At 44.9% G+C, this 23,549-nt stretch carries 23 protein-coding genes and 1 pseudogene; 7 read left to right on the top strand and 17 right to left on the bottom strand.

Annotated features, from left to right (window positions below; translation table 11 throughout):
• Positions 1 to 23: 23 nt before the first annotated feature.
• The 7 genes from NSQ91_RS16200 to NSQ91_RS16170 form a co-directional block, all read right to left on the bottom strand.
• Complete coding sequence (locus NSQ91_RS16200; RefSeq protein ID WP_076303734.1) at positions 24 to 1,040, bottom strand: LLM class flavin-dependent oxidoreductase; 1,017 nt, start codon at positions 1,038 to 1,040, stop codon at positions 24 to 26.
• An 11-nt stretch (positions 1,041 to 1,051) separates the two neighbouring features.
• Positions 1,052 to 1,804: an amino acid ABC transporter ATP-binding protein gene (locus NSQ91_RS16195; RefSeq protein WP_076125552.1), complete on the bottom strand. Its 753-nt coding sequence runs from the start codon at positions 1,802 to 1,804 to the stop codon at positions 1,052 to 1,054.
• Positions 1,801 to 2,511: an amino acid ABC transporter permease gene (locus tag NSQ91_RS16190; protein WP_076125553.1), complete on the bottom strand. Its 711-nt coding sequence runs from the start codon at positions 2,509 to 2,511 to the stop codon at positions 1,801 to 1,803. Before NSQ91_RS16190 ends, NSQ91_RS16195 begins: the two co-directional genes overlap by 4 nt.
• The gene (locus NSQ91_RS16185; protein ID WP_076218974.1) at positions 2,508 to 3,293 is read right to left on the bottom strand and encodes an amino acid ABC transporter permease; all 786 of its coding nucleotides are present in this window, start codon (positions 3,291 to 3,293) and stop codon (positions 2,508 to 2,510) included. Before NSQ91_RS16185 ends, NSQ91_RS16190 begins: the two co-directional genes overlap by 4 nt.
• 33 nt (positions 3,294 to 3,326) lie before the next feature.
• Positions 3,327 to 4,184, bottom strand: a complete 858-nt coding sequence (locus tag NSQ91_RS16180) for a transporter substrate-binding domain-containing protein (RefSeq protein ID WP_076125557.1) — start codon at positions 4,182 to 4,184, stop codon at positions 3,327 to 3,329.
• A gap of 13 nt (positions 4,185 to 4,197) precedes the next feature.
• Positions 4,198 to 4,704, bottom strand: coding sequence for a GNAT family N-acetyltransferase (locus NSQ91_RS16175; protein WP_076133225.1), 507 nt, complete (start codon positions 4,702 to 4,704; stop codon positions 4,198 to 4,200).
• Between the two features lie 119 nt (positions 4,705 to 4,823).
• Complete coding sequence (locus tag NSQ91_RS16170) at positions 4,824 to 5,717, bottom strand: LysR family transcriptional regulator (protein ID WP_076278492.1); 894 nt, start codon at positions 5,715 to 5,717, stop codon at positions 4,824 to 4,826.
• 294 nt (positions 5,718 to 6,011) lie between these two features.
• Here NSQ91_RS16170 and NSQ91_RS16165 point away from each other — a divergent pair, with 294 nt between their 5' ends.
• Entirely contained in the window at positions 6,012 to 6,551 is a 540-nt protein-coding gene (locus NSQ91_RS16165; protein WP_076125562.1) for a GNAT family N-acetyltransferase, read from the top strand.
• Positions 6,552 to 6,655: 104 nt separating this feature from the next.
• Here NSQ91_RS16165 and NSQ91_RS16160 read toward each other — a convergent pair whose 3' ends face one another.
• The 8 genes from NSQ91_RS16160 to NSQ91_RS16125 all read right to left on the bottom strand — a co-directional run bounded on the left by NSQ91_RS16160 (position 6,656) and on the right by NSQ91_RS16125 (position 15,738).
• Positions 6,656 to 8,593 (bottom strand): hypothetical protein, encoded by a 1,938-nt coding sequence (locus NSQ91_RS16160; protein ID WP_340918788.1) that lies wholly within the window; start codon positions 8,591 to 8,593, stop codon positions 6,656 to 6,658.
• A gap of 213 nt (positions 8,594 to 8,806) precedes the next feature.
• A complete protein-coding gene (locus NSQ91_RS16155) occupies positions 8,807 to 9,823 on the bottom strand; it encodes a sugar kinase (protein WP_076303736.1) in 1,017 nt (338 codons plus the stop codon).
• A complete protein-coding gene (gene dagF, locus NSQ91_RS16150) occupies positions 9,816 to 10,571 on the bottom strand; it encodes a 2-dehydro-3-deoxy-phosphogluconate aldolase (protein WP_076276547.1) in 756 nt (251 codons plus the stop codon). Before dagF ends, NSQ91_RS16155 begins: the two co-directional genes overlap by 8 nt.
• On the bottom strand, positions 10,564 to 11,616 hold the full coding sequence (locus tag NSQ91_RS16145; RefSeq protein WP_370510742.1) for a DgaE family pyridoxal phosphate-dependent ammonia lyase: 1,053 nt from the start codon (positions 11,614 to 11,616) through the stop codon (positions 10,564 to 10,566). The genes dagF and NSQ91_RS16145 overlap by 8 nt, the downstream gene beginning before the upstream one ends.
• 13 nt (positions 11,617 to 11,629) lie before the next feature.
• Positions 11,630 to 12,763, bottom strand: a complete 1,134-nt coding sequence (locus NSQ91_RS16140) for an amidohydrolase/deacetylase family metallohydrolase (RefSeq protein ID WP_076125570.1) — start codon at positions 12,761 to 12,763, stop codon at positions 11,630 to 11,632.
• Positions 12,764 to 12,907: 144 nt separating this feature from the next.
• Positions 12,908 to 13,801 (bottom strand): sugar phosphate isomerase/epimerase family protein, encoded by an 894-nt coding sequence (locus NSQ91_RS16135; RefSeq protein WP_076278486.1) that lies wholly within the window; start codon positions 13,799 to 13,801, stop codon positions 12,908 to 12,910.
• A 24-nt stretch (positions 13,802 to 13,825) separates the two neighbouring features.
• On the bottom strand, positions 13,826 to 14,683 hold the full coding sequence (locus tag NSQ91_RS16130) for a sugar phosphate isomerase/epimerase family protein (protein WP_076125572.1): 858 nt from the start codon (positions 14,681 to 14,683) through the stop codon (positions 13,826 to 13,828).
• A complete protein-coding gene (locus NSQ91_RS16125) occupies positions 14,680 to 15,738 on the bottom strand; it encodes a Gfo/Idh/MocA family protein (RefSeq protein WP_076125574.1) in 1,059 nt (352 codons plus the stop codon). Before NSQ91_RS16125 ends, NSQ91_RS16130 begins: the two co-directional genes overlap by 4 nt.
• 123 nt (positions 15,739 to 15,861) lie before the next feature.
• Here NSQ91_RS16125 and NSQ91_RS16120 point away from each other — a divergent pair, with 123 nt between their 5' ends.
• Positions 15,862 to 16,731 (top strand): helix-turn-helix domain-containing protein, encoded by an 870-nt coding sequence (locus NSQ91_RS16120; RefSeq protein WP_036677307.1) that lies wholly within the window; start codon positions 15,862 to 15,864, stop codon positions 16,729 to 16,731.
• A 70-nt stretch (positions 16,732 to 16,801) separates the two neighbouring features.
• Here NSQ91_RS16120 and NSQ91_RS16115 read toward each other — a convergent pair whose 3' ends face one another.
• Positions 16,802 to 17,305 (bottom strand): DUF1572 family protein, encoded by a 504-nt coding sequence (locus NSQ91_RS16115; RefSeq protein WP_036677310.1) that lies wholly within the window; start codon positions 17,303 to 17,305, stop codon positions 16,802 to 16,804.
• Positions 17,306 to 17,557: 252 nt separating this feature from the next.
• Between NSQ91_RS16115 and NSQ91_RS16110 the strand changes: the two genes are divergently transcribed.
• The 5 genes and pseudogenes from NSQ91_RS16110 to NSQ91_RS16090 all read left to right on the top strand — a co-directional run bounded on the left by NSQ91_RS16110 (position 17,558) and on the right by NSQ91_RS16090 (position 22,456).
• A complete protein-coding gene (locus NSQ91_RS16110; RefSeq protein ID WP_218641819.1) occupies positions 17,558 to 19,642 on the top strand; it encodes a subtype B tannase in 2,085 nt (694 codons plus the stop codon).
• A gap of 273 nt (positions 19,643 to 19,915) precedes the next feature.
• Positions 19,916 to 20,143: pseudogene (locus NSQ91_RS16105) on the top strand (response regulator); the annotation flags it as partial.
• A gap of 75 nt (positions 20,144 to 20,218) precedes the next feature.
• Positions 20,219 to 20,500: a winged helix-turn-helix domain-containing protein gene (locus tag NSQ91_RS16100; RefSeq protein WP_340921494.1), complete on the top strand. Its 282-nt coding sequence runs from the start codon at positions 20,219 to 20,221 to the stop codon at positions 20,498 to 20,500.
• Complete coding sequence (locus NSQ91_RS16095) at positions 20,497 to 21,744, top strand: sensor histidine kinase (protein WP_076278484.1); 1,248 nt, start codon at positions 20,497 to 20,499, stop codon at positions 21,742 to 21,744. Before NSQ91_RS16100 ends, NSQ91_RS16095 begins: the two co-directional genes overlap by 4 nt.
• 142 nt (positions 21,745 to 21,886) lie before the next feature.
• A complete protein-coding gene (locus NSQ91_RS16090) occupies positions 21,887 to 22,456 on the top strand; it encodes a hypothetical protein (RefSeq protein ID WP_076303738.1) in 570 nt (189 codons plus the stop codon).
• Between the two features lie 23 nt (positions 22,457 to 22,479).
• Here the strand turns inward: NSQ91_RS16090 and NSQ91_RS16085 are convergent, their stop codons facing one another.
• A complete protein-coding gene (locus tag NSQ91_RS16085; protein WP_036677456.1) occupies positions 22,480 to 23,469 on the bottom strand; it encodes a zinc-binding dehydrogenase in 990 nt (329 codons plus the stop codon).
• Positions 23,470 to 23,549 lie beyond the last annotated feature (80 nt).

Below are 23,549 nucleotides of genomic sequence, written 5' to 3'. Positions count from 1 at the left end.
GTGTGATACCGAGCCCGCCCGCTTTATGCCTCTGCAGCCACTTCAGCGATTGCTTCGCTCAGTAGCTCAAAGGATCGGAGCCGTTTGTCAAAGGGCTGTACATTCGTCGTTATGATGAACTCCTCGACACCGGATGCCTCTGAAAGTTCCAACAACTGTTCACGGACAGATGATTTTGTTCCCTTGGTAATCTCCGGTTCCAGCTCTTCAATCGTGTAGGCTTCATTGCTCTGGCGGGCAAATTCCTCCGCCTGTTCCAAGGTCCCTACTGTCAGCTTCTTCCCGCTCGCCAGTTGAATCCGGATCAGCTTATGCGCACCTGCCAGTTCTTTCGCTCCCTCCTCAGTCTCAGCCACCACTAACGCTAAAGCGATAATCGCTTGCGGTTGTCTGCCCTGTGAAGAAGCGAAACCGCTGCGGTAAGCACGAATGGCATCCAGCGCTACCGCCTTATCGCTGTTAATAAACAGGGAGAATACGTACGGTAACCCCAGTTCAGCGGCAATTTCCGCGCTGCTTACACTCGCGCCAAGGACATACAACTCAGGAGGAATACCAGGAAGGGGACCTGCCTTCAACCCTGCCAGCGGATGGTTTTCTTCGAGGCGGTTATGTACATAGTTTTCCAGCTCGATGATTTTGTCCGTCAGGTCTGGGGTTTCAGCTTTTCCCTGCTGTAGTGCCTGTGTGCTACGTGGGAGTCCACCGGGAGCACGTCCCACACCGAGATCCACTCGTCCAGGAGCCAGTGTAGACAGCACATTGAAGTTCTCCGCTACCTTATATGGGCTGTAATGCTGGAGCATGATGCCACCGGAGCCAATGCGGATTCGCTCTGTTTTAGCCAGAAGATGTGAGATAAGTACTTCCGGGGAAGAGCCGGCTACCTGCTCGGAGTCATGATGCTCCGAAACCCAGAACCGGTGGAATCCAAGCTCTTCGGACAATTGTGCCAGCTTGATCGTATGCTGGAATGCTTCCTCCGGCGTTTCTCCCGGATAGATCGGACTTTGATCAAGTACGCTGATTGTAATAGCCATTATTTTTCCTCCTATATGGAATAGTTAAATTCAGGTGTGATCCGCTTCAGGAACTGCTTCGTTCTTTCTTCGCGCGGATGGTTAAACAGCTCTGCCGGAGTCCCTTCTTCAACAATGACGCCTCCGTCCATAAAAACCACATGATTCGCCACATCGCGAGCAAAGCCCATTTCATGAGTCACCACAATCATTGTGATGCCTTCCTTGGCAATTTTACGGATGACGGCCAGCACCTCACCCACTAACTCTGGGTCCAACGCCGATGTGGGTTCGTCGAACAATATAACCTCCGGCTCGAGCGCCAAGGCACGGGCAATGCCAACCCGCTGCTGCTGGCCTCCGGACAGCTGACTTGGATAGGCGTCCAGCTTGCTGCCAAGACCAACCTTTTCAAGCAGGGCAATACTCCGATTTTTCGCTTCGTCCTTCGGAAGCTTTTTGACAATCAGCAGTCCCTCCATCACGTTTTCCAGCGCAGTTTTATGGCGGAATAAATTGTACTGCTGGAACACCATTGCCGTTTTTTGCCGGAGCAGATGAATCTCCTTTTTGCGGGGATGTTTGCAGTTCACTTTGAAATCGCCGATGGCGATCTCTCCGCTGCTTGGCTTCTCCAGATAATTTACACAGCGTAAAAGTGTCGTTTTTCCTGAGCCGCTGGGACCGAGAATGACGACAACTTCACCCTTCGTCACCGTTAAATCTATATTATTGAGCACCTGATTCCGACCAAATGACTTCGAAATTTGCGCAAGCTTGATCATGCTACTCCACCTCGATTGTACAGATTAATTCTTTTTTCAATCAGCGACGTCACGCGTTCGATTAGGAACGTAAGTCCCCAGAAAATCAGTGCTGCCGCCAGATAAGCCTCAAAAAACTTCCAGTTCGTTGAAGCTACAATTTGCGCCTTAGCATTGATATCCACCACCGAAACGGTAAAAGCAAGGGTAGATCCATGCAGCATACCAATTACCGAATTTGACAGATTAGGCAGACTCGCCGCCAGCGCCTGAGGAAAAACAATCCGCCGCAGTGCCTGGGGCGTGGTCATTCCGATAGAATGGGCCGCTTCCAGCTGACCGCGATCCACAGCAAGCAGACCGGAACGGACAACCTCGGACATATAGGCTCCCGCTGTAATCGAGAACGAAATATAGGCAAAACCGATCATCGGAATGGCTACCGACCTGAAGCTCCAGCCGAACTGCACTGCCAGACCATCGATTAACACGGGAAGTCCAAAATAGATAAGCAAAAGATGCGTCAGCATGGGTGTCCCGCGGATGAACGTAACATAACCGACAGCCAGCGGATACAGCAGCGGAATTCTGTATATCCGGATCAACGCTACAGCCACACCAATCACAAATCCAATGAGTACTGAGACAGCAGTAATAGATAAGGTCACAGGAATTGCACTTAAAATTTGCACCAGAGCAGTCCAGATAAAAGATGGGTCCAGCTTCATAATCCGCTACCTCCTTTACCCGGTCCAAGTTCAGCAATGATGCGGCGGTAGGACCAGCTTTTGTTGATTTTGAACGTTTTTTTCTCCGGTGTATTCCGTTTCTCATGCCGCAGCAGCCGGCGTTCTGCTATAAGCAGCAGTTTCTCGATTGTAAAGCTAATGACCAGATAGATTAGCGCAAGCGCGATATACGTTTCAATAAAGTGCTGAGTTAAGCTGCCTAGCGTCTGTGCTTTACCTGACATTTCCATCACCCCAAGAGTAAAGGCCAATGACGTATCTTTCAGTAGAGCAATCACCAGATTGGAGAATACCGGAACTGCGATTCCGAGCGCCTGCGGCAGCACGATTCGCGTAAAGGCTTGAAACCCCGTCATCCCTGTAGCATAAGCAGCCTCTACCTGCCCCTTATCCACCGCCATTACAGAAGCCCGGATCATTTCGGACATGTATGCCCCCGTATGCAGCCCGTAAGTAAGAATCACAAAAACAAGCACCGGAGTCCGGGTCATATCGACATGAACCAGCTTCATAATTTCGGGCAGACCATAATAAAACAAGAAGAGCTGGATAAGAATCGGAGTTCCCCGAAAAAAAGAAATATAGATTTCGGAGATGGTTTTTAACACAGGCACTTTATAAAGTCTTGGCAGAGCTACGAGAAAGCCGACAAGAATTCCTGTCAGTAGAGAACAGGCGACAATCAGAAGCGTGGTGCTTAAAGTCCCTAGTAACTTAGGCAAAAACGAAAATACAAAGCTGATATCAAACTGTGCGCCCATATATCCCCCCCCTTCCCGTGCTCACCGGCTCAATCATTTCACCGAATCCGCTGTAACATCCGCACCCAACCATTCCGTACTAAGCTTGCCTAGTGTGCCGTCTGTCTTCAGCTCTTTAATCGCACTGTCAATCGCATCTGACAGCTTTTGTGAATCGGCATCATCCTTACGGAAAACATAGAGAATGTCCGCGGAGGATAGCTCGTCGCCCGTAGCTTTTAGCTGACTCTGCGGATCAATGATCGGCAGGACAAAATCTGCAGCCAGCGTAGCGTCCACACGCCCAGTACTAATCTGTGCGACGGTATCATTCGCTGCACCATTCTGATACACGATATCAATCGCATTGTCATTCTCTTTATTGTAGTTCTCGAGTATTTGTGCTTGTGCACTCGTTGCACCTACAAGCACCTTTTTCCCTTTGAGATCATCAAGCGATTGGATTGAATTATTATCCTTTGCCACTACAATGCGGTTTCTCCAGTGGGCATAGGCTTCTTTGTTAAAAGAGTATTTCAGCTCCCGTTCCGGATTTTTCTCCATGACATGGGCGACCAAATCGATTTTTTTGGTTTCCAGGCTCAGCAGCAGATTGCTGAAATCCATGGTTTGAAATTCGAATTCATATTCTGGCAGCTGCTTATCGATTTCTTTGAGCAGTTCCACATCAAATCCGGTGAGTTTACCATTCTCATCTATGAAGCAGACTTTCGGAAAAGCAGTACCCGTGCCCACAATGATCTTAGTTACCTTTGCCGAATCCTTTGCCGGTGCCGCAGCTTCTGCTGCATTTCCATTCTGATTGCTGCTAGCGCTGTTACTGTTGTTTCCGCAGCCAGCAATCGCCAGTGTCAATACCGATGCAAATACTAGTGAAATGGACTTTTTCATTGTTTTATCCCCTTTAAATGAACTGTGGTTTGTCTGTAAGTGTTTTTTTCATCAGATACATAATGCCGTCACCGTTCTGCTGATCCAGTTCTAAAAAACGTTCGTACCCCCGGCGTTCATACATTTGAACCAACCACGGATGTTTCTTCGCCGTTGCCAGCGTGACTGCAGCCGAACCTAACTGACCAGCAATAATGTTCTCTTCCACCCAATCCAAAAGTTTTCCACCATAACCTCTGTTACTATAATCTGGATGGGCAGCAAACCATTTGATAAAAGGCAATGGGCTAATCTTCTTAATCTCTTCTTCCTTTGAAAGGGTTATGGTCGCAACTATCGTTCCGTCAACTTCAAGCACATAACACTCATTCGTAGCTATATTGTCTTCAATAAGCGCCAAGTCGGCTGTGGCCGCCGGCCAATGCAGCCCGAGTTCACGAATCAGCTGATAGGCACGATATGTAACATCTAGCAATTGCTCCGCATCCTTCAGTTCTGCCAGCCTGTATACCTCACTCATCACATGCCCTCCAGCCTTTCGAAAAGTAACTTTATAATCCCTATCGAAATAGTCGTGATTATATGCAATTAACTTTATCACTGCATGTGTCCATGCGCTAATAGAGTTTTTTAATACATCTATACAATTAGTCGATCTCCCACTTTTCCAATCCCGAGTTCAAGCAGGGTTTCGATGAATTCTGCGTTCTCTCCATTTAGCGAAATCAGGCTGGTTCGCAAGGAGATACCTTCCGTCTCCGCAATATCCACCCGGATCAGTGACCCAACCGCCACTTCCTCCTGCACACTGAGGGCGGGAAGGAAACAGATGCCTGCTTTTTTCAATACCAGCTTTTTGGCTGTCTCCAGGTTATCTACCTGATATTCAATCTTCGGTGGTTGTTCCATACTCTCAAATACACGATGCAGCCGCATCCAATCCAAAGATCCGCATTCAAAAAAAACCAACGTTTCCTGGCGGATATCCTCCAGTGAAGCCCGCTGTGCTTTAGCAAAGCGGTGTCCCTCATGTACATACAGTGAGATGGGGTCCTCGCAGAAAGGAAAGGTTTGAATTGCCGGATTAACGACCTTACGGATAAAAGCCAAATCAAGCTCCTTCGATTTTAACTTTTCAGTCAATACTTCCGTAGAAGCTGTCATCAGCTTGATTGTGATATGAGGATATCTGCGCTTTAAATGAAGCATCAGATGGGGCATTAAATAATTGGAAACCGAGACCGTACTGCCGATTCTCAGTTCATTTGGAATGTGCCCCTTAGCCTGAACCTGATATTTTCCGTTCTGATAAATCTGGAGAATCTGCTGGGCATAGGGTAGAAACTGTTTACCTTTATCCGTCAGGTTAATCTGCTTCCCCAACCGATCAAACACTTTGCAATCCAGTTCCCTTTCTAGCGATTGGATCCGGGCCGTTACTGTCGGCTGTGAGATATATAGGACTTCGGCCGCCTTATTGAAGCTTCCATAATGATTGATGTAGACAAAGGCCTCAATATTTTCAATGTTCATCCCTAATCCCCCTATGCTTTTATTAATTTTACTATTCCGATGAAAAAACAATGAATTATAGTGATGCTTTCCTATAGATTTTGTTTATATCTTAGTCATCGCCCTATTTTTTGTCAACAATTAATTCCGTGTAAATCAATCGGATTTTGAATCAAACGTTATGTTTATTTCATATAGAACTTTTCTATTCCTATATCAGAATTATAAAACCCCTCTTATTCCACTGGGAATTATCATATATAATAATTTCATTCGAATGAACATTACATTTGTCTGAAAGGGGATAGCGAAAACATGTCACAAAAGATCATTATCCGTGAAGCTGAGAATAAAGATAGTAATGCTATCGCCGAAGTGCTGTTAGATGCATACCATCAATATTCGGAGATCATGCCTGAGCCGTTGTGGCTGGAGTATCGAAAATCGCTTCTTGATTCCGTTCATGGTGATACTCCGCTCGTACGGATCATCGCTGAAATCGACAAGAAAATCGTTGGTAGCGCACTCTTGTTCAGCTCCTCGGAAACGGCTTACGGGAAACCGGAGCTAGGGATTCACTCCCCGATCCTACGTCTGCTAGCCGTATCTCCATCCGCTCGTGGTCTTGGCGTTGCAACCCTTCTGATTCGCGATGCTGCACGGAGATCACTACAGTTGGGTGCCACCACCTTGAACCTGCACACCTCGGAAATGATGTCTTCAGCCATCAAACTGTACCAGCGCTTAGGCTTTAATCGTGCGTATGAGACCGATCTTATGAACGGTGACACTCTAGTACAAGGCTTCCGGCTAGACCTGCTGTCCTCCGTCCGTTCTACAGCGGGACAAATATAGAATTCGAGAATTCTTAAATATTTGTCTTTTAAATATAAAAAGAAGCCTCGGAAAGCTTACCCAATGATCTTGTGTGATCGTTACGGTGAACTCCCGAGGCTTCTTTATTTTTCTTTTTTATAAGTGATTTCTTTAAAACTCACAGTGATTTCCCCCGTATTATCGGCATCGCCCATTCGAAGATCTGTAGTAACGGTAGCACGGGAAGGGTTGGACGAAAAGCTTGCCCCCTTCTGCTTCTTTTTTACATCATAGAGATAATAAGAAACATCCTTAACATTAAGCCCTACATTATCCTTGTGTATAAGTTCTACAGTATAGGATTTTATCACGGCTACATTAGCGTCCATCCACCCTACAACTTCAATAGCTGTATCTTCATGGTTGCCTTCAGTCTTAATGGAGCCGATGGAAAGACCATCCTGATTATAAAAATTAATTTTTTGTGCAGCTATTTTCAGATAATCGATATCGATGTCAAGAATTCGGTTTTCGTTGACTTCTGCTGTATCCATCCAGGCAATCGTGCCCGCCGGGTTCCACTTTATTTTCTCAGAAGGTACATATTGCTCTTGTGGTAACGGTACAGTACGAAGAGAAACTCCTTTATTATCGTAAAAGGTTAATTCGCCGCTCTCATCATCATGTACAAATCTTTTAAAAGTTGGTGAGAGGAACAGGGATGGCGCCCCGGTCGTCGAATGTGGGATTACGCGATATTTCAGAAGATGAACATCGTCCTTTCCTGTTTTCAGATCAAAGATCCATACATTGCCGAGATAACTCTGCATAAACAATTTTTGCTCATCAGCTTTCCATTGAAATTTATAGATGTAATCATAATCATCAGAAAGCGGCCAGAAGTTTTCCCGAAGTCGTTCAATCTTTCCTGTAAGAACATTATATGAGGACAAATGATATTGCCCAGCTTTTTTCGTCACATCCGATTCCAGAAATAATAGATGATCCTCATCCAGCGGGATTAGCATATTATAGTTGCTCATAAAAGCATTATTCCATCGATTATTGGAATCGTTGAGCTCGTCGCTCCATTTCACCTTTACCTCATCCGAAGCAGGATCATGGGCTAACAAAGCGTTGACAGCATTATGGTCGCCATAGAAAAGATGAATGGTATGATAAGCGATTCCTTGCAGTTCAACTACTTCTCCACCGTTTAATAGATAGTTATTTTCGGATAGGCCAATCGGTTTGGCCACCAGATCTCCAATAGAGTTCCGTTCTGTATTAAACTCCAAACCATTAAATTTTGCTTCCGAGAACAGAATCTTTTTTAACTTGGCAGTTGATTCGTTAGTAAGTGTGTAGCCTGTATCCGTTTTGTTCACATTCATTAACATGCCTTGCTCGCTTGTCTCGTTAATCCATAAATGAAAGGCATATTTATTATTATCTGAAATTAGAACGATATCGTAGTTAGGCGTTGCGGTATTTAAATTTCCTGGTATTTGTTCAGCGGTACGGATGGCTCGGACGAAAATATCTATGGTTTCATGATCTGTATATTCATCCTTTATGTTAGCATTCACTGAACCATGTGCTAGAGCGTTTGCTAATGTGATTCGCTTGATGGTCTCATCTATCTTTAGATTATCGGATTCTACATGCTGATCATTTGATTGAAATAAGGTAAGCAAAGCAGCCTTATCCGTTTCAGATAACTTGTAATGCCCATTTACTCCTGATTTGGTGAAAAGACCATTATTACTGCCCATAATCCAGAATGAGAACTTTTCATTTTCTTTATTCTTCAATTCAACAATAGCCTCATAATCAGGTGCTGCAATATCAAGCTTCGCGTTGTCATACTCAGCAGTATGTATAGCTTTATTGAAACGTTCTATTAGCTTTTGGTCCGTTATGGTTATTAATCCGCCGCTATCATTATGGATTGTAATGGAGTCCACAGAACTCAGATCGATTAGCGTTTGATTCCCTTTATCTTTATTCCCTGTATTGGTACATCCAACAAAGATTATTGAAATAACTGCTAAAAGGGCTAGTAGATTTAACTTTTTCATATAGGCTCCCCCTTCTTATTCTCTCTTCTTTGACGCCGGATAGAGGATAAAGTTGCAAAAAATGAGATTTTGCACCTATTTAAAAAGATCTAATTAAGCCAAATCTAGCCTGTAACCATTGGATCTGATTCTTGGCCTGAACAAAAGTACAGTGTTTGTAGCGATAAAAAAAGCCACCGCACAGGCCTGTTCTCCTGTAAGGCAGCTTCTTCTTTATCTCAATATATCTTTTACAGCACCCGTCAGTACACCAATAACTTCTTGCTCGGAGGCCAGCGGAGAGTCTCCTTCTACTGTGTGGGCTAGCATTCCGGCCGCGGCCGCAAAGGCTACAGAATGCTGAGGATCAAAACCTTCCAGCTCACCATGAATTATACCACTGGCATATGCATCTCCAGCCCCGACTCTATCAAGCACCGGAAAGGTTAAGGTCTCGGAATAAGCGAAGCAACCGGCTTTGAAGATATAACCGCGCAACGAGTGGTGGTTATCATCATGAATGGACCGATGCGTTCCTGCTACCGTACTTAGACTGTAGTGTGAAGCTACTGTGGGAATCAGCTCCTGAAGTTGTTCTTCTCTTGAAGTTCCTTCGGGCTTCATACCAAGGATTAGCATTGCATCTTTTTCATTCATCAGCACGATGTCGGCCAAATGCAGCATGTCTTCGTAATGGGAGCGCGCCAGCTCATAGCCTCTCTCCCCCCAGAGCGATGGGCGGTAATTGCAGTCAAAAACGACAAGGCCACCGTGTTGCTTAACCGTTTTTGCATAAGTTTTCATCGCTTTTCGCACATCATCGTTCATTGCCAGTGTTATCCCGCAGAAATGAACAGCATCCGCGAGGTCTGCCAGCTCTGCGAATGGATAAGTACCCGGAGGAGCAGTATTGAAGCTGCTCTCCGGGCGACCGGAATAAGTCACTCGGGAGGGGCGAGCCCCGAATCCGTTTTCAAGAAAGTACATCCCTATACTTGAGCCCCCACGCTGGATATGCTCCGGCTGGATGCCCAGTCGCCGAAGATAGGCTGTTGCTGCATCACCAATAGGATTCGCAGGCAACCTCGACACCAAGCTTCCTTGATGTCCGTATCGGGACAATGCGGACAGTACATTGACTCCGGTGCCGGAGAACGAATACTTCAGCAGGTTACCCTGAGATAACAGTTCAAAGCCCGGTACCTGTAGCCGCATCATTATTTCACCAAAAGCGGCGATATGTTTAGGCATATTGATCCGCCAGCTTTTTCATCGTCCGATACAGCTGTTGTATGTCCGCCACTCTCGTTGCTCCGCTCTGCGGATCGATGATCGATGTATAGACATGGGGAATCACCTGCGGCACTCCCGCTTCCAATATAATAGACAAGATCTCTTCAAAGTTGTCCAGATCGATACCGCCGGTCGGCTCCAGCGCAAACCCCTCTTCCGCACAGGCTTTGGCCACTGCGATTAGCTCCGCTTTACGGCTCAGCCCCTGCATCGGAAAATACTTTAAAGCATTTCCGCCCATATCCCGAACCAATGCAATCGCCGCATTTACGGGAATTACAGCGGGTACAGATTGTGCCGCACTGGCCGGGCCGGTGGAGATATTCACAAAACCAGGTTGTCCCGTTGGTGCGATCATACTGTTAATCCAACTATCTTTCGCTCCAAGGTTGGCACGGGTCGCACCAACTGCTGGGAATACCTGATTAATGTGGCTGCCAGCATAGGATTTGACAATCTCTGCAACAACAGCAGCTTGCCGATTATCACCCGCACCTAGTCCTATTGATACCGCACCGTCAATTTCCCGCCCATATGCCTCCATCGCCTGCACAGCTTCTTCTACCGTTGCATAGTCTTTGGACAATACACCGACCAGTACATAACCTTCGGCAGCAGCAAATACCTCTTTGGCATTTTCTATATCCTTAGCCAATACGTTTAAGGCCACCCGACCTTTATAGAACCGCTTGTTAATTTCAGACATTGCTTGGCCCTCCTGTCAATTCCCTTATCCTCGCTGTAATCATTTCTATGTCATCACCCATTAGCGGACGCGGGTCAATATCAAAATAACCTTGCCTTACCCCATAGTCTCTAGTGTAAATAGCCACTTCACCTTGTTGAAGCTGCTGGGACAGCTCAAGTGCTGTTATTGCGCACTGATTCGGGTCCACATGGATGCGTCCACGGTAAATCGCCCGGCCTGCTTCATCCTGCACGATAGTTACCCGAATTCCGGGAAGCCCATCGAGCGGCATCAGCAATTGGAGCGTAGCTTTTTCCTTTTCGCTTGTATCCTGTTTGTGAGCATATTCATCCAACGCTTGCATCAGGCCGAAGGATGTTTCCTTACCAACCTTCATGCTGCGGCCAATGCCGTGAAGCTGCACTTTCAGCCATTCAATATAAAGACGTTTTCCCGCCACAAGTCCGGATGTTGGACCTTCTATGGCTTTGGAGCCACTATAAATGACCAGATCGGATATTTGCACGTATTTCTGCAGATCCTCTTCTGCTGCAGCATCTACAATAAGCGGGACGTTATGAGTTTGGGCCACAGCCCAAGCTTCCTCTACAGAGATCATATTTTTCTGAACGGCATGATGAGATTTGACATACAAGATAGCCGCAGTCTGATCCGAGATCGCAGCAGCCAAATGCTCCGCCCGTCCTTCATTGGCATAACCTGCTTCCACTACTTTACCGCCGCCGAGATAAACCATGGTTTCCACTGGTGCACCGTATTGTACGTTATGACCTTTTAGCATCACAATTTCATTTCTAACAATGCTATCCTGATGGAGCCGCAGACTTGTACGAATATTACCGCGGGTTACCAGCGCCGCCACGGATAAAGCAATTCCACTGGAAGCCGAGTTCACGATCACCGCTGCTTCAGAACCTGTATGACGTGCAACATAATCCCCCGCTTTATCCACCAAATCGGCGATTTCCACATAACTCTGTCCGCCTTGACGCATAGCTTCCATCACCGTATCGGTCGGTGCCGATACCCCGAGGATGCTCATCCGGCCGCTTGCATTAATAACTCTTTTCAGGCCGTATTTCGCATTCCATGTATTTGTCACCTATGATCACTCCTATTGCTTGAATGGTTTGCTGTGCTACCCGGCGTTCCCCCTCAGAATCTACCAGTTCAATCTTCTTATCCGTCACACGAAAAAGGGTCAGATTCGCCTTGTTATTGATCCGAATCTCCCCAAGTTCCGGGCGTCCCAGCCACTGGGCTGCTCTGCTTGTCACCCGTGCAATTGTATCTTCAAGGGAATATCCCAGTGCAAGGAATTTGTTCAACAGATTCGCCATGGAGTAGACGGGACCATTGATACGGTTGCCTCTGTATATGTCTGTGCTGATCGTATCCGGATCAATACCGTTTTGTTTGGCCGCCTCGGCCACAGCGAACGAGAAGCTAGCTGTACCATGTCCCACATCCAAGTGAACTCCACGCTCAATAGCATCTCTCAGCACTTGGAGCGGTCGATTCTCCTTATCGAACAAATTGTTGCTTTTACCATTTAGATAATGGGTTATCACGTCGTTGCGTTGAAGTAGCGGTAAAACTTCACGGATATCCGGCGGTGCAGAGCCTATATGTACCATCAGTGGCAGCCCGGTCTTTTCCGAAAGCTCCAGTGCATGTTGAAGCGGTTGAATGCCATTGTCACCCACTACGCTTTTGCTGATTCTGGCCTTCAAGCCTACGATAAATTCAGGATAAGCAACTACCGCCTGAAGCACCTTTTCATGATCAATCCACTCTAATTGGGACAACTCGTCAATTCGCATCAGGCCAATCTTTGAAATGTTAAGAAAAGCAAGCAGTTGCGTTGCTGACTTTTTCCCCGCCTCTGCCAGCTCACCAATACGCTCCGCTCCGCAGCTACCTGCGTCCACGAGGGTAGTCACGCCACATTTGATTCCGATTTCATCGATCTCGTCTCCATACGGATTCAATTCTGCAAACGCATGTACATGCAAGTCGATCCAGCCGCTAGAGACATACGCCCCATTGGCTTCCACGACCTTGAAACCATGGTCTTCGGCGGTGCCTCCGGGAACAATCTGGACTACGTTGCCATCAGCTATGACAATGTCCACTTCCGCTCCATTCAGGACTTTCGCCCGGCGGAGGAGCAAACGTTCTGCTGTCATCGTCACACCTTCTTTCCAAATTCAGAACATTACCGTCCTAGGTCTTTCCCGCACAATCTATAACACAAACAGTCCCAATGGATGTAGGATCTTTTTTCACAGGGACTGTTTGAATGAACTATTTATTCTTTATCACTACCGTGTTCAGACCCGAAAACCCTTTAAAAAATTCACAGCCTGGCGGATATCTTCCTCCGGATTAGTGCCAACTTCCCGTTCTATGGTCAGGAATCCTGTATAACCGATGTCGTTCAGTGCTTGCAGATAGTTGTTCCAATCAACAGAACCCGCTCCGAGCGGAACTTCACGGAATGCCGAGCCGGTCTCGGCCATTTCAGCGATTTTCTCATGGTCTAATGCTGGTGCTTCATAACCATATTGACCGTAAACATCGCGAGGATCGATATCGGCAAGCTTGAGACCATCTTTAGCATGGGTGTGTACAATGTAGTCTTTTAGAGTATGAACACCTTGCACCGGATCATCACCAGTCACCATGACCATATTGGCCGGATCAAAATTAACGGAAACCCCTCTGGAACCCAGACCGTCGAGGAACGTCTTCAGACGTGCAGCGGGTTCTGGCCCAGTCTCAATCGCAAAATAAGAATTCATCTCATGTGCATATCTGCTAAGTTCCTCACAGGCAATGTGCATGGTTTCATAGATTTTACTGGCAGGGTTAGAAGGAACAATACCGATATGTGTAGTTACGATATCTGTACCTAGCTCCTTGGCCAGCTCCATAATGCGCTTGGACTTTTCAATTTTGGCACGGTTCTGGGCAGGGTCCTGAAAGCCATGTCCGCCTAAATCTCCAACGAGGGCAGAGATTTCTAAACCCAGCGATGCAATGTAATCCTTCCATTCACGGCGTGCTGACTGAGAGAGAGTAGCGGGATCAAATTCGCCTTGTACCGCATAAATCTGAACTCCATCTGCCCCAGCTTCATTTGCCTTGCGCAATCCCTCTTTCACTCCAACCTGAAAGCTGTCTACGATAACACCGATTTTATTAGTGATAATTGGTTTAACCATGGCATAATCCTCCAGTATAATGAATTAGATTTGGTTCCAAACCCGCTTGATGTATTCCAGCCCCAGTCTTGTTCCCTTACGGCACTCTTCCATTCCCTCAAATTCTACAGAGATATATCCATCGTAACCGCTTTCCTTAACGATTCGAATTACACTCGGCATATCGATGTCTCCTTGACCAACGATGGCACCTCTCAACCAGTTCCCACCGGAGGATTGGAACCAACCTTCGCCAGGCTGGCGGTCTTGCGGACGAATATAGAAATCTTTGAAATGCACCATTGAAGCAAGCTTGATGTTGTTAGGTACAGCTATTAGCGGGTTCTCATCTGCGCACAGGAAGTTCCCAATGTCGAGTGTTGTACGGAAGTTGTCTCTACCCACCGCATGAACCAGCGCCTGTACACGATCGCTGTGCTGAATAAAGTATCCATGATTCTCCACACTGGTCGTAATGCCTAAACCTGCGGCATAATCGGCAATTTCTCGGCAGGCTTCAGCCAAACGTGGAAGCTCTTCCAAAAAATGCGTGATGGATAGATCGTTTGAGGAGGCTACATCATGCCGCATCCGCTGAATGCCTAATGCCGCGCACACGTCTACTTCCCGCTTTACCCGCTCGACTTCCCGCTGCATTTCCGCTGTCTCCAGCCCGGCAAAGTTCGCCCCGATAGCATAATTGGATAACTCTAGTCCACGACCCGCTGCTGTTCGTACAATCTGATCTATTAGCTCAGGATTTTCAACCAAATTGATACCCAAAGGTACAATCTCCGCATGTTCTGCGCCCAGATCGGCGATCGTCTCAATGACTCCTTCAAGCGTGAGCTCACCCGTTGAAAAAGCCGAATGCAAACTGTAAGTGCTGATTCCTAACTTCATAGTTTCACCTCTTCACCTTTGGCTGCGGATTCATAGATCGCGCCGAGTATCTTCATGATTGTAACGCCGTCTTGCACAGGACTAATTGGTGTAGAGCCGGTACTGATGTTGCTCGCAAAATGATTAATTTCATTCTGGAATGCACTGTTGAACTCAAACCCCTTATTATCGGTCTGCGGATAGGTATTGACGATCGTATCCGCCTGTTCTTTAACAATGACTATCTCAGGATCAATTTCAAAACCACCCTTGTCACCATACAGGCGTACCGAACGCTCGTCTTCTTTGGCATGCAGTGTAAAGCTGACATCGACCATTAGCGAAGCTCCATTCTCAAAGCGAATCAGTGCATTCGCTAAATCTTCCACCGTATTGTTCGCTGCGTCGTAATCGGCGGCTTTATAGAATGAGAGATTCTTAATATTAGAACGATTGCCGAGCTTCCGGTAGGTATTAGCACTTACCGATACTGGATTCGGACGGCCCATCAAATACCAGCATAGATCAATCACATGGACACCAATATCGATCAGCGGTCCGCCGCCGGAGCGTTCAATATCACTGAACCAGCCGCCGGGATTGCCTAGTCTCCGGAACGTCGTTGCTTTTGCATAATAGATTTCGCCGAATTCTCCTTGTTCCACCAACGTCTGAAGGAGCTGGGCATTGGAGTCATAACGTCGTACAAAGCCTACTTGCAAAATCTTGCCGCTCTTTTCCACAGCTTGCTGGACCTGAAGCGCTTCTTCAACCGTACGGCAAAGCGGCTTTTCCACAAGCACATGCTTGCCTGCCTCAAGCGCCGCGATGCTGATCTCGGCATGAGAGTTGTTCCATGTGCAGATGCTTACTGCATCTATTTCGGAATTGGCCAGTAATTCACGGTAATCCGTGTATACTTTCTCGACGTTATATTCTGTAGCCACTTCGCGTGCACGTTCTTCATTCAGATCACATACCGCATATATGGTTGTCTGCGGATTATTCCGATAAGCACTTAAGTGCATGCCGGAGATAGAGCCCGTACCTATTACGCCAATTTTGATCTTATCCATTAACACTCGCTCCTTTATTTTGCATAGGTTATGATTCGTATTATAATGATTTCAACCCTAAACACCATGCAGAGCCTTGCGGTTTCATTTGTACAATTGTGCTATAGGAGGTGCAGTCTATAAATGTTGGACTATGATAAACATCTACAGGAACCCATGGACATGCCGGATCCCGAGTTTCCGATTAAAGTACATACCCAGCGTTTCAACCAAGAAGGAGTTATGTTGTTCCCCCATCATTGGCATGAGCATCTTGAGTTTATATTTATTGAAAGTGGTGAGGCTGTTTTTGAGTGCGGACGAACACCGATCAACGTTCGGGCTGGCGATTTAGTTGCTGTGAACAGCAACGAGCTGCATTATGGGGTAAGCGCTTCTTCTGATTTATTGTATTATGCGATTATTGCAGATACTTCTTTGCTGCATAGTGCGGTAAGCGACGCTGCCGAAACTAAGTTCATCGCCCCGATTCAGCGGAACCAGCTGCTGTTACGTAACCATATCCGGGGGGATCAGCATATTACTGACTGTGCTTTGGCGATTATTCGGGAACTGGAACGTCGCGAATTTGGTTACGAGCTGGCCGTCAAGTCCGAGCTATACCGCCTGTTAACGCTGTTGTTGCGCAGACATATCGTCACCGTACTCTCACAAGCTGAGCAAGAGAGGCGTATTCAGACCGTTGAACGCTTCGCACCTGTTTTGCGTTATATCGATACCCATTACCAGGAACCGATTCAAGTTGACGAACTTGCGGCGCTAACGGGGCTAAGCCGCTTCCATTTCAGCCGTCTCTTTAAGGAACTAACTGGGCATACGATATCGGAATATGTAAATGCTGTCCGTTTAGACCGTGCAGATTATTTGCTCCGCCATACCCAGCTAACGATTTCTGAAATCGCTACCACTACTGGCTTCAGCGATATCTACTATTTCAGCCGCACCTTCAAAAAGCATAAAAAAGTAACCCCTAGCAGTGTGAGGGGATTCTAGTTAGAATGAACAAAGGACTGCCTCTTGGCAGTCCTTTGTTAGTGTATGCAGCGTTCCTCTAGTTAAACTATTATTGCCATACAAGCTGTCCCTTTCTTATTTTTGCTGCATAGATGATTTGGCCTGTATGATAATGGACTTCTCTCACCATCGCTATCATGAGATTAAGAGCAGTGGTCTCGTTATTTACTTGGCTATATGTAAGTGGTGGCAAATTAAGAAAGGGTTGTGACATCAATAACTCCGGGTTAGATTGGAGCCGTTCAAGATATTGGATAATAATATCAAAAGCATCCCTGGTCATGGTTATAGCTTGTTCTTTAGTCATTTCTAGACCTCTTTCAAACTCCCTCTCTCTATCTCTTGTATCAGGAATATCTAAAAGAATGGTTTCAATTCGTGAGTGTACTGCTCCGCTAATATGAGCAACCAAATTTGCAATACTGTTACTTTCCACGGTTGGGGACCATGTAATATCCTCTTGGGTACATTGCTCGATTGCTTGGAGCGTCCATTTCTTTTCCGATCTAAATTTAACCAACATACTTTCAATTAACTCAATGGCGATATCCATTGCTAACCTCCTATTGATATAACCTATGTAAATTTTACCAAACTCATCTCTACTGTCAAATGAAATCCAGTACCAATGCTATTTTTATGCCACAATGTTTTGTTACATTCTTATCCGAGCTCCTGAGTAGAGTTAATTGATAACGTTTGTTGGCCTTAAAAGAAGGAGTTGGTATATGACACTGTTTAATTCAGATTAGTACAAAAGAGACTGATGAGATTATCTACTATTTTTAGAAAAAGGAGATACGAAATGAAACTTAAAAAATGGATTGCCCCTATCCTCACATGTTCTCTGATGAGCCTCTCTTTCGCTACAGGATCTGCAAGTGCAGCAACTAACAGCGAGTATAGCTTGAAATTCAATGCGACTAACTATACTACAAAGACCATAACGGTGGATGGTCAATCCGTCACTTATCGGGCATATGAGAATATCGTTTATGTAAAGAACCCTGTAGATATTAATTATGAAACTATGAACGTCTATGTCCCTGAGGAATACTTCCAGGGTAAGTCGATCGGTAGTTACACCGCCGATACCGCACCTATCTTCTTCCCAAACCAGGTTGGCGGGTATATGCCTGCTCAGCCAGGTAGTACTGAAACAGGTAAAGGAATGGGTATGGGGGCAGGTCCACAGAACGGCGCTCCGAAAACAGACAAGGAATCCGCAGCAGCCCCAGGCGCCGATACAGGAACGGAATTGAATAAACCCGCTGCGGGTAAAGACGAAAACGCAGGAACACCTTCATCTGAATCTCCCAGTGCTATCGCAGTTGCCCTGTCCAAAGGTTATGTGGTCGCATCTCCAGGCGCTCGCGGTAGAACTACAAAGGACGAAAAAGGTGTTTACACTGGTAAGGCACCCGCAGCTATCGTAGATCTGAAGGCGGCTGTCCGCTACCTTCGCTTTAACGACGACATTATGCCTGGTGACGCCGAGAAGATCATCTCTAACGGCACAAGTGCTGGCGGCGCGCTCTCCGCATTACTGGGTGCTACCGGCAACAATGCGGAATATAAGCCTTATTTGGAAGCGATCGGAGCAGCTGATGAGCGTGACGACGTTTTTGCCGTTTCGGCCTACACGCCGATTACGAATCTAGATAACGCAGATGCAGCTTATGAGTGGCAATTCAACGGAATTAACACTTATGAAAAACTTGATTTCTCCGGAAATACGGATTTTAACATGGAAAGAACGTTGGTAGAAGGAACATTGACGGAGGATCAGATTCAGGTATCTAACGAACTGGAAGCTATGTTCCCTGAATACGTCAATAGTCTAGGACTTACGAATACTGACGGAACAGCTTTGAAGATGGATGCGGACGGCAATGGCACCTTTAAAGATTACATCAAAGCTTTTGTGATCGCTTCAGCGCAAAAAGCGTTAAAATCGGGTACAGATCTGTCCGACAAAACCTGGATCACCATTGAAAATGGCACTGTTACGGATATCGACTATGATCAATATCTTGCATACTTGGGCAGAATGAAACTGCCTGGAGCCTTTGACGGTTTAGACCTGAGCAATGGTGAAAACGATCTATTCGGCACAGCGAATGTCGCTGCACAGCATTTTACTCAGTTCAGTTTGGAGCATGATACAGCGGGGGGAACACTTGCTGACCAGAATCTAGTGAAAATGATGAATCCAATGAACTATATCAGCACTGAGGGAACAACCACTACAAATAATTGGCGGATTCGGATGGGAACCAAGGATAGTGATACCTCCCTCGCTGTTTCTACTATATTGGCAACAGAGCTTGAGAACAAAGGTTCAAACGTTGACTTTGCAATGGCTTGGGATATTCCACACAGCGGAGATTACGATCTGGATGAGCTTTTTGCTTGGGCGGACAAGGTTAGTGCTACTTCACCAAAAGCATCCGCAGCTGCCATTCCTTCCAAATCATCATTGTTGGTGAATGGTAACAAGATATCTGTTAACGCGTACAATATCGACGGCAGCAACTATTTTAAATTACGGGACATTGCTATGGTTGTAAACAACACTACACAACAGTTTGAAGTGACATCGGATGAAAATACAAATACTTTAAACATTACATCTGACAAAACGTACACTCCGACGGGCATTGAACTTTCAGCATCTGTAAATACTAGTTCAAAGACCGGTGTTATGACAGCCACTAAGATAACTTTGAACGGACAAGAGATTTCAGTAACGGGCTATAATATCGGCGGTAGTGAGTATTTTAAGCTGAGGGATATTGCAAAATCACTTGATTTTAATTTGGAATGGGATGCTGGAACGCACACCATAAGTATAGATACTTCTAACATCTATAAGGACAGTAATAAATAATAGAACAGTAACTTATTCTGGTTACAAGAGGCCGATCCTTCAATCGGTCTCTTTCCATTCCATGTAGAATGCGATTATTTCCCTCACGAACATGCAGTCTTCCTTGCTCCTTTTAGACAATTTACATACAATAAGGTCCAAGATATCGGAATAAAGGTGGTAGCTATGCAGGGTAAAGTGAACATACTAATTTGTGATGACAATATAGCTGTACATGAGAGCATATCTGCTTATTTACAGGCGGAAAATATGGAATAGGAATCCGTATACAATGGTGAGGAAGTTCTTTACAAATTGGAAGATCAGCATTTTGATCTCATAATTCTAGATATTATGCTGCCTGGACTTTTTGGGACAGAGGTCTGTCGTAAGATTCGCTTGACTAGTAACGTCCCGATTATAATGCTGAGCGCAAAAGGTGAGGAAACTGACCGCATATTAGGTTTGGAAATTGGTGCAGATGACTATATTACAAAACCGTTCTCCCCCCGGGAGGTCGTCACAAGAGTAAAAACCATTTTAAAACGCACTCATTACACCTTTCCAAGTGAAGACGCCATCCTGACGCTGGGAGAAATGAAGATTGACCGAAATGCTTTTAATATCAAAATTAATGGATCACGAATGGAATTTACACCTAAAGAGATCGAATTGCTTATCTATTTTACAATTAATAAAAACAAGGTGCTTTCAAGAGAACAAATCTTAAATAAGGTCTGGGGTTATGATTATTTCGGTGATACTAGAGCCGTTGATAATCTCATTAAAAGAATGAGAAAAAAACTGCCTGAAAAGAATTTGGGATTTGAAATCAAGTCTGTTTATGGGATGGGCTACAAAATGGAGACTTCCACATGAAAAAAGTAACTTCCAACAAAAAAGTGATTTATCTGGCCATCCTCTTTTGTTTCATTTTAGGACAACTTGGAGGAACCTTGATTATTAAACAGCTTTTTTTGAATTATAAATTAAAAGATATGCTGCCTCAGGCCTCTGCTATAGCTGCTGAAATGGCACAAAATGAGATGAGCATTCGAGGTTTTAAACCGTATCTTATGAAGGTGTATGATTTAGAGGGGAATGACCTTTCACCTGGTGACGAAAATAAGCATCTTTTTTTCAATGTTACATCGGAAGAATTCAAGGATGCCCTTATAGATTATATTCCCGAAGTAATTAAGTACAATAAATTCGCTGCGATTAAAAATATTAAGGGGTTTCCGAGTAAATCCATTGTCGTAGGTGCACCTATTATTCAGGATAAACAAGCGGTCGGAGTCGTCTTTTTATTAGAACCTGGTAGTGAATTTCAGGCGGTATTGAATGGCTTCTATTACGTTTTTACAGGTACCCTTCTGTTAGGCACACTAATAATCAGCTTCTTTATATCCTCCTATCTAAAGGAGATGAAGCAGCTTGAAAAGACTCGTCGGGATTATATAGCGAATATTAGCCATGAGCTGAAATCTCCCATTGCCTCTATCAGAGCTTTAACGGAGACGCTGGCAGATGGAATGATTCAAGATGAAGAAAAAACAAATAAATACTATGGAATTATTTTATCCGAATGTGCGCGCTTGCAACGATTGATTTATGATGTACTGGAATTATCAAGAATGCAAAATAAAAAAGAAACTTGGAATAAAGAAAAAATAGATACTCAGGAATTAGTCATGCTTATTGAGTCTAAATACTCTTTCTTGTCCGATGAAATGGGCATTGTATTTGAGATTACAGATAACGCCAGAAACCTTCCAGATGTTTTTTCTAATAAAGATAAAGTGTTGCAATTAGTCAATATTTTGATGGATAACGCCATGAAATACGTTCAGGAGGATGGGAAAATAACTTTTGATGCTATTGTGCATTCGAGGGTTGTAACTGTGCAGATATCAGACAATGGACCCGGTATTGCAAAAGAGCACCTCCCTTATATCTTTGAAAGATTTTACAAAAGCGAACAGTCCCATAATGAAAAAGGAAGTGGTCTTGGGCTTGCTATCGCCGAGGAAATTGTAAATGGTCTGGGAGAAAAAATATCGGTTACAAGCAAACCGGGAAAAGGAACAGCTTTTCAATTTACCATTAGACGGTTCAAATAATAACTCTCTCATTTAACACCAAGAAGGTCAGGTAAGGGTATTTCCCTCTACTGACCTTCTTATATTTTATTAATTGTGTAAAAGAAACTATCTTCCATCTTATGGGTATAATTAACATAAAGCTCTATAGGAGGGAAAATCATTGAGAAAAATAAGGAAGCTGATTCTTTTAGGATTTTGCATCATGATTTTACCGGGAACCGTAATTTATGCTGCAGCTGGCTCATCTGAAGTTTCATTATATTTGAATAATGTGCTTCAAAAACAGCCCGCAATATTGTCCGAAGGTTCGATTTCCTTGACGACTGAACAATTGTCTAAAGATTTATTTGCACTATTCACCTTGGATGAATCAGGTAAAACCGTTCGAATCTACAAGCCTAACATAAACATGGTAATGCTCGATAATAACGGAGAGATTTTTGGTAAAGTAAAAAGCCCGTCACGTTTTGCATTTTCTACTCTATTACAGGTGGATCATTTAAAAACTGAAATTTCAGATATTAAGGTTGTGATCACCGATCCTGCGGATAAAACAGAAACCATTGATGCTCAACAAATTAAGAACAGCGAAGAAAACTTTTGGTTCAAAACCAATGAGTATACATATTCCTTTACTACAAAGGGCACCTACACTATTCAAGTATTTTTTAAAGATGTGGCTTCGAAAAAGTGGTTTCCTGTCTCCGAAATCGATATATTTGGCATTTGAATTCCAGTTATAATGGACTCCGCTCATTCTATTCTTATCGCGATATTACCAAATTGTTCTCCCTGCTGCATTCGGTGAAAGGCTTGAACTGTGTCTTGTAAAGGATACACTCGATCAATGATAGGTCGAATCGAATGGTGTTCCATAAACTGAAGCATATCCGCAAACTCTTCACTACTTCCCATTGAACTACCTATGATACTAATTTGCGGGAAAAATATGGCTCGCGTCGGGATTTCGATTCGATCTCCTGAGCTTGCACCAAACGTAACAATACGTCCATTGGGTTTAATAATATCAAAGTAATGTGGGAACGTCGCAGGCCCAATGCTGTCGAGGATGAGATGAACGGTGTCTCCTTTCATGCTTTCCTTCCAGTTGCTATGACTGTCGAACGCATGATCAGCTCCATGAGCGAGAGCAGCTTGTCTTTTCGTTTCACTGCGTGAAGTGACACTGATACGTGCACCCACCGCTGAAGCCATCATCATGGCATAAGTCGCAACCCCACCACCAATGCCAGGTATAAGAACATGTTCACCTTTCTTTAAGCGGCCTCTAGTGAATAGCGCCCGATAGGCTGTTAAGGCAGATAAGGGCAGCACGCCGGCTTCTTCCCATGACAGGTAAGCTGGCTTGCTGATGGCATTTTGCGCAGGAATGATGATTGACTCAGCGAATGTGCCTTCTGAAGGTCCCCCAACAATGGCTGGAACGTTTGGAACATTATCGGTATGTTCCCATCCGATGCACGGATTAATGATGACATCTTCACCTACATTATGATCAAGCACACCTTCACCTATTGCTTCAATTCTCCCCGCACCATCAGAACCGATAATCAAAGGAACATCCTGTTTTGTTCTGGCATCCATGATAAACAAGTCCCTGTGGTTTAGCCCTGCAGCCTTTAACCTAACCTTCACTTCTCCAATCCCCGGTCTTTTATCCATAATCTCTTTATAGTTCAAGCCCTTCAGGCCACCTTCTCCAGCATGTATAATGGCTTTCATCATCTAAGCCCCTTCCTCAAGTTGTTATTAATGAATCTATAATAAATTTTACATAGTGGGTGTAATCCAGTAAAATGATC

This window comes from Paenibacillus sp. FSL R7-0048 (assembly GCF_038004505.1).
GTDB classification, from domain to species: domain Bacteria; phylum Bacillota; class Bacilli; order Paenibacillales; family Paenibacillaceae; genus Paenibacillus_AQ; species Paenibacillus_AQ odorifer.
Note: the sequence above shows the minus strand (reverse complement) of the source record. Positions and strands in the feature narration are given on the sequence as shown.

Bases quoted from the DNA above. Each gene is read 5' to 3' on its own strand.
- NSQ91_RS16200 (WP_076303734.1), bottom strand. From the start codon at position 1,040: ATGGCTATTACAATCAGCGTACTTGATCAAAGTCCGATCTATCCGGGA.
- NSQ91_RS16195 (WP_076125552.1), bottom strand. From the start codon at position 1,804: ATGATCAAGCTTGCGCAAATTTCGAAGTCATTTGGTCGGAATCAGGTG.
- NSQ91_RS16190 (WP_076125553.1), bottom strand. From the start codon at position 2,511: ATGAAGCTGGACCCATCTTTTATCTGGACTGCTCTGGTGCAAATTTTA.
- NSQ91_RS16185 (WP_076218974.1), bottom strand. From the start codon at position 3,293: ATGGGCGCACAGTTTGATATCAGCTTTGTATTTTCGTTTTTGCCTAAG.
- NSQ91_RS16180 (WP_076125557.1), bottom strand. From the start codon at position 4,184: ATGAAAAAGTCCATTTCACTAGTATTTGCATCGGTATTGACACTGGCG.
- NSQ91_RS16175 (WP_076133225.1), bottom strand. From the start codon at position 4,704: ATGAGTGAGGTATACAGGCTGGCAGAACTGAAGGATGCGGAGCAATTG.
- NSQ91_RS16170 (WP_076278492.1), bottom strand. From the start codon at position 5,717: ATGAACATTGAAAATATTGAGGCCTTTGTCTACATCAATCATTATGGA.
- NSQ91_RS16165 (WP_076125562.1), top strand. From the start codon at position 6,012: ATGTCACAAAAGATCATTATCCGTGAAGCTGAGAATAAAGATAGTAAT.
- NSQ91_RS16160 (WP_340918788.1), bottom strand. From the start codon at position 8,593: ATGAAAAAGTTAAATCTACTAGCCCTTTTAGCAGTTATTTCAATAATC.
- NSQ91_RS16155 (WP_076303736.1), bottom strand. From the start codon at position 9,823: ATGCCTAAACATATCGCCGCTTTTGGTGAAATAATGATGCGGCTACAG.
- dagF (WP_076276547.1), bottom strand. From the start codon at position 10,571: ATGTCTGAAATTAACAAGCGGTTCTATAAAGGTCGGGTGGCCTTAAAC.
- NSQ91_RS16145 (WP_370510742.1), bottom strand. From the start codon at position 11,616: ATGAGCATCCTCGGGGTATCGGCACCGACCGATACGGTGATGGAAGCT.
- NSQ91_RS16140 (WP_076125570.1), bottom strand. From the start codon at position 12,763: ATGACAGCAGAACGTTTGCTCCTCCGCCGGGCGAAAGTCCTGAATGGA.
- NSQ91_RS16135 (WP_076278486.1), bottom strand. From the start codon at position 13,801: ATGGTTAAACCAATTATCACTAATAAAATCGGTGTTATCGTAGACAGC.
- NSQ91_RS16130 (WP_076125572.1), bottom strand. From the start codon at position 14,683: ATGAAGTTAGGAATCAGCACTTACAGTTTGCATTCGGCTTTTTCAACG.
- NSQ91_RS16125 (WP_076125574.1), bottom strand. From the start codon at position 15,738: ATGGATAAGATCAAAATTGGCGTAATAGGTACGGGCTCTATCTCCGGC.
- NSQ91_RS16120 (WP_036677307.1), top strand. From the start codon at position 15,862: ATGTTGGACTATGATAAACATCTACAGGAACCCATGGACATGCCGGAT.
- NSQ91_RS16115 (WP_036677310.1), bottom strand. From the start codon at position 17,305: ATGGATATCGCCATTGAGTTAATTGAAAGTATGTTGGTTAAATTTAGA.
- NSQ91_RS16110 (WP_218641819.1), top strand. From the start codon at position 17,558: ATGAAACTTAAAAAATGGATTGCCCCTATCCTCACATGTTCTCTGATG.
- NSQ91_RS16100 (WP_340921494.1), top strand. From the start codon at position 20,219: ATGAAGATTGACCGAAATGCTTTTAATATCAAAATTAATGGATCACGA.
- NSQ91_RS16095 (WP_076278484.1), top strand. From the start codon at position 20,497: ATGAAAAAAGTAACTTCCAACAAAAAAGTGATTTATCTGGCCATCCTC.
- NSQ91_RS16085 (WP_036677456.1), bottom strand. From the start codon at position 23,469: ATGAAAGCCATTATACATGCTGGAGAAGGTGGCCTGAAGGGCTTGAAC.